We start from the raw sequence: 4,069 nt of genomic DNA on the forward strand, positions 1-4,069 counted from the left end.
CCGTCGCAACGCGGCAGGGCGTGTCGTGGGGCTACTACAACAACTGGACCAAGCAAGAGCCGCCGACGCGATACGAAGTGCGGTCCGGCCACGATCACTTCTTCGCCTGGCGCATGGCCGACGCGCTCGGCTACGCACCCGACGCGATTCCCCACGACGACCAATTCGCGCTCACCGGCCTCGACGAACACGACCACGCCAACGGCCGCCGCTGGCCTGTGCTCGCTTGCCTCTTCCCCGAGCAAGTGGATCGCGTCGACTTCGAACGCGACGGCACACACGTCGAGACGCAGTACGACGACCCCTTCGCCGTCGGCTGGCGCAGCAACTGGTACCACCTCGGCCACCCCGCCGCTGACGGCCGACACACTTGGAAAGCCACCGCTCACCTGCGCGACGGCACAACCATCGTCCGCGAAGCCACCGCCGAGTTCGCGTGACGATCCATCGTGCAGCACCGAGGTCGCTGCTGCAGCTTGGCAATGCAACAATGCGGCACCATGCCCGTGCAAGCCGACAGCCTTGACCCGACCGCCGCCGCGATGGACCTCTACGAGCAGCTCCGAACCCGTCGCAGCACGCGTGCCTTCTCCGATCGTCCGGTCCCTCGGGAAACGATCGAAGCCTGCGTGCGATGCGCCACGACCGCCCCGAGTGGTGCGAACAAGCAACCCTGGCGATTCGTCTGCGTCAGCGACCCGACCCTGAAGCGTCGCATTCGCCAAGCCGCCGAGGCCGAGGAGGAAGACTTCTACGACCGCCGCATCAGCGACCGCTGGCGTGACGATCTGGCCCCGCTCGGCACCGACGCGAGCAAGCCGTTCCTCGACGTCGCCCCGTGACTGGTCGTGGTCTTCAAACTCACCAAAGGCGACGCCGGCGAGCAGCACTACTACGTCCACGAAAGCGTCGGCCTCGCCGCCGGCATGTTCCTCACCGCCTGCCACCTCGCGGGTTTGTCAACACTGACGCACACGCCGAGCCCGATGAAGTTCCTCGCCGAGGTCTTGGACCGCCCCTCGAACGAAAAACCCTTCCTCCTCATCCCCGTCGGCTACGCCGCGGACGACTGGGAGCCGCCCGAACACGCCAAGACCCGCAAGCCGCTGGACGAAGTGATGGTCGTGCACGAGGGCTCACTGACCGCCCTCAGGTGAACGCTTTCGGACGTCGTAGTGATCGGCAAGCGTTGTTTCTCCCTTCAACTTTGGTCGTTTTGCCGCAGGAACAACGTTGCCTTTGCTGACGACCTCAATGCGGCGTGCGGTCTCCAACGCTTTGAGCGCATCCTTGTAAGCCTTGCCAGCAACGTAATCCTCTGGCCGCTCTGCCAAGCCATCGCACGTTTTGCCGACGTTGACGGTCGCGTCGCCGATGTAGTCGAGCAACGTCTGCTGGATGGCATCCGCTTGTGGCTTGAACAGCAGATTCACATCTGGTTCGTTCGACGCCTGCTGAAACAGCATGCCTGAGCCCTCCGCCGTTCGCCCGTGCGCCCACATCACATCCTTCATGATGCGAAACCCGAGGGGCGACTTTGTCAGATGGATCAAATAGTGGCTCGTTCTACGTCGCCCTGAGGACTCGACGCCAAACGGAAGGAAGAATTGCACTTCCATCGCGGACTTCACCCGATCCTGATACGTCTTGAGGATCAACGCTTCGCGCTCGGTGGGGTCGTCCACGGTCGTCTTAAACGTGAGATGTAACCGCTCGGCCTCGTCGCGCGACCCAAGCAACTCTTCCAGCACACCGCTCGTTTCGTCTAACCCTGCCGTGCGACGGATGCCGTCAATGTTGAAGAAGACGAACGCTTCGCAGGAGGGCCGCTCCATGATCCTGCGAATTGCGTCAAAAGACGTTCCGTCAACGCCGCACGGATCAACGAACGCAAAAGTCGGCGACTGATCGCCGACGTGCTGCAACGCCTCATCCACACGTTCGCGGAAGCTGCCGTGGAGAATCACGGGTCGCGCGACTTGTGGATTATCGTGGCAGAAGGCGTCTACCTCCTGCGCGAGAGAAACAACAAGCTCGTCGTCCTTCTCGATGAAGGCGGTGCGAACCTTGTCAAGCAGACGTTCGCGTTCGGCAATGACCTCAAGCGCCTGCACCGGAGAGCCCGGCACCTTGCCCCCGGTATCGTCGTCGTAGGTGCCGCGACCGGCGAAGGCGTCGATGAACCCAAGCTGACGGTAGCGCGTCTTCAGGATGTCGAAGTACGGTGGCAGATACGCACGCAGAATCTGATGCTTGACCCGCGTCTGAAGCCGGTACGTCTCAAAGTGTTCGCGATCGTTACTCGCTGGCATGGCCCCACCCCTTAAACAGCAACGGCAACCGGCAATTGGTCCCAAGTTCGGTTATCGAGCGTTCGCCCGTGCCGCTTTTTCTGCACGCCTCCCCATTGCTTGAAGAAGAACGGCACATCACGTCGGACGCACTGATCTCGAATCTGACGCACCCATTCCTCGTTCATCGGCCGCGCCCCCGGCCCGGACTCGCCGCCGACGATCACCCAGCCGATGCCCTTGAGCGCGAGCTGTGGCAGCGGTCCGAGCAACGGCTCGCATGAGAGGAACCGCACGGCAGCCGGCACTTTGCGAAGGTGTGTTATCCGGTCTTTTACCTGGGCGCTCTCCACGCTGGTCCCGAACCAGACGTTCGACGGCCACGGCAGCGACGACGCCAATCCTGCCGCCCGCTCGGGTCGCTTCGTCAGGACCTGAAAGGTGTGCTGCGGGCATCGCTCCATCACGTCGAAAATCTCTGCGACGTACTCCGCCGGCACCTTCTCGTGGAACACATCGCTCATCGAATTCACGAAAATCAGCCGAGGCTTTCGCCACGACAAGGGCACGCCCAGAGCTTCGCGATCAAGAACGATTTGACCCGAGAAAACGGGCAGACCGCGCTTTGATCGACGAGCTGTTCCTCCGTACTTCTCCGCTGTCTTCCCCGGCACGTGCGACAGGCGCAAGGCCATCCTCGCGGCGTAACAATTCAAACAGCCAGCCGAAACGGGGGTGCAACCTGCTACTGGGTTCCACGTCGCGTCTGTCCACTCAATGCTGCTGCTGAGAGCCACGAGCGCGACGCTACCAAACAGGATACAAACCTTCAAGTCCGTAGCGGGTGTGGTTGCACGTGTCGACTCCGTGTGACTAGTGCCACTGGAGACTGTTTAAGACCGTCTGACAAAGCCGGCCTCTTCTGCGCCGTTCTTCTCGATGCACGACTCCCTTCAAGAAGCAATCGACGTGGGTGTGCCGTGCGTCAAGCGCGCGGGGCCCTGACTAGAGCGCGCTCATTCCGAATCGAGACACTCAGAGCGAAAGGACCATGTAGATGTCGCACCGCGCGTAGCCCGTGTCGGTCGGCGGGGTGTCGTGTCGGAATCCAAGACGCTCGTACAGACGCAGGGCGGCGTCGAGCTTGCTGTTGCTAATCAGGATCACCCGCGACGCGCCGGCCTGCCGGGCGTGGGCGATGATCGCTTCGCCGAGCCGTCGGCCGATGCCCTGGCCGCGGGCGTCTGCGGTGACGGCCATCTTGGCCAGCTCGAAGGTCGTCTCGTCCACCCGCCGCGCTGCTGCACACCCGACGGGCATGCCGTCGTCGCCCACCGCGAAGACGATCGTCCCGCCACCGTCGATGAAGGCCGCCTTCGGATCGCGAAACATCTCGACGTCCTTGGCCTCGACGACGAAGTGCGCTTCGAGCCACTCACGGTTCAACCGCTCAAAGTGCGGCAGCAGGGCGTCGGTCCATGGGACAAGGGTGTGCACGCTCTGTTGTAGTCGAGCCGCGGGCGTCTCTCTCCGGTGGCGTTGCAACGGGTGCCTGACTCGTCACGCCGCCAGCCGCACTTTCGCGGGCAGCACCGTCTCGGGCCGGACCATCGCCAGCTCCACCGGCCGCGCCATCGGACCGCGATCGAGCCGCGGCCCAAGCCAGCACGCCGTCGCCCATACCCGCGGCGAACGCATCGACAACAACGCCTCCCGGTCGGGCCAAAGGACGACCGATGTCTTGGTCGTCAGCTCGACGATCGGCCAACGCTCGATCG

7 protein-coding genes are annotated in these 4,069 nt (G+C 63.2%); 3 read left to right on the top strand and 4 right to left on the bottom strand.

Annotation, left to right across the window (positions count from 1 at the left end; genetic code table 11):
* The 3 genes from AAGI46_16080 to AAGI46_16090 all read left to right on the top strand — a co-directional run.
* A partial coding sequence (locus tag AAGI46_16080; GenBank protein ID MEM1013727.1) for a hypothetical protein occupies positions 1-440 on the top strand: 440 nt, incomplete at its 5' end.
* A 60-nt stretch (positions 441-500) separates the two neighbouring features.
* The gene (locus AAGI46_16085) at positions 501-842 is read left to right on the top strand and encodes a nitroreductase family protein (GenBank protein ID MEM1013728.1); all 342 of its coding nucleotides are present in this window, start codon (positions 501-503) and stop codon (positions 840-842) included.
* Between the two features lie 6 nt (positions 843-848).
* Positions 849-1,157, top strand: a complete 309-nt coding sequence (locus AAGI46_16090; GenBank protein ID MEM1013729.1) for a hypothetical protein — start codon at positions 849-851, stop codon at positions 1,155-1,157.
* Here AAGI46_16090 and AAGI46_16095 read toward each other — a convergent pair.
* The 4 genes from AAGI46_16095 to AAGI46_16110 all read right to left on the bottom strand — a co-directional run.
* Positions 1,137-2,357, bottom strand: a complete 1,221-nt coding sequence (locus tag AAGI46_16095; GenBank protein MEM1013730.1) for a three-Cys-motif partner protein TcmP — start codon at positions 2,355-2,357, stop codon at positions 1,137-1,139. The genes AAGI46_16090 and AAGI46_16095 overlap by 21 nt on opposite strands.
* Positions 2,324-3,088, bottom strand: coding sequence for a phage Gp37/Gp68 family protein (locus tag AAGI46_16100; GenBank protein MEM1013731.1), 765 nt, complete (start codon positions 3,086-3,088; stop codon positions 2,324-2,326). Before AAGI46_16100 ends, AAGI46_16095 begins: the two co-directional genes overlap by 34 nt.
* Positions 3,089-3,326: 238 nt before the next feature.
* Positions 3,327-3,788: a GNAT family N-acetyltransferase gene (locus AAGI46_16105; protein ID MEM1013732.1), complete on the bottom strand. Its 462-nt coding sequence runs from the start codon at positions 3,786-3,788 to the stop codon at positions 3,327-3,329.
* A 63-nt stretch (positions 3,789-3,851) separates the two neighbouring features.
* On the bottom strand, positions 3,852-4,069 hold a 218-nt coding region (locus tag AAGI46_16110), incomplete at its 5' end, for a hypothetical protein (GenBank protein ID MEM1013733.1).

The organism is Planctomycetota bacterium (assembly GCA_038746835.1).
Taxonomy (GTDB): Bacteria; Planctomycetota; Phycisphaerae; order Tepidisphaerales; family Tepidisphaeraceae; genus JBCDKH01.

Coding starts and splice junctions, on each gene's coding strand:
- AAGI46_16085 (MEM1013728.1), top strand. CDS start 501: ATGCCCGTGCAAGCCGACAGCCTTGACCCGACCGCCGCCGCGATGGAC.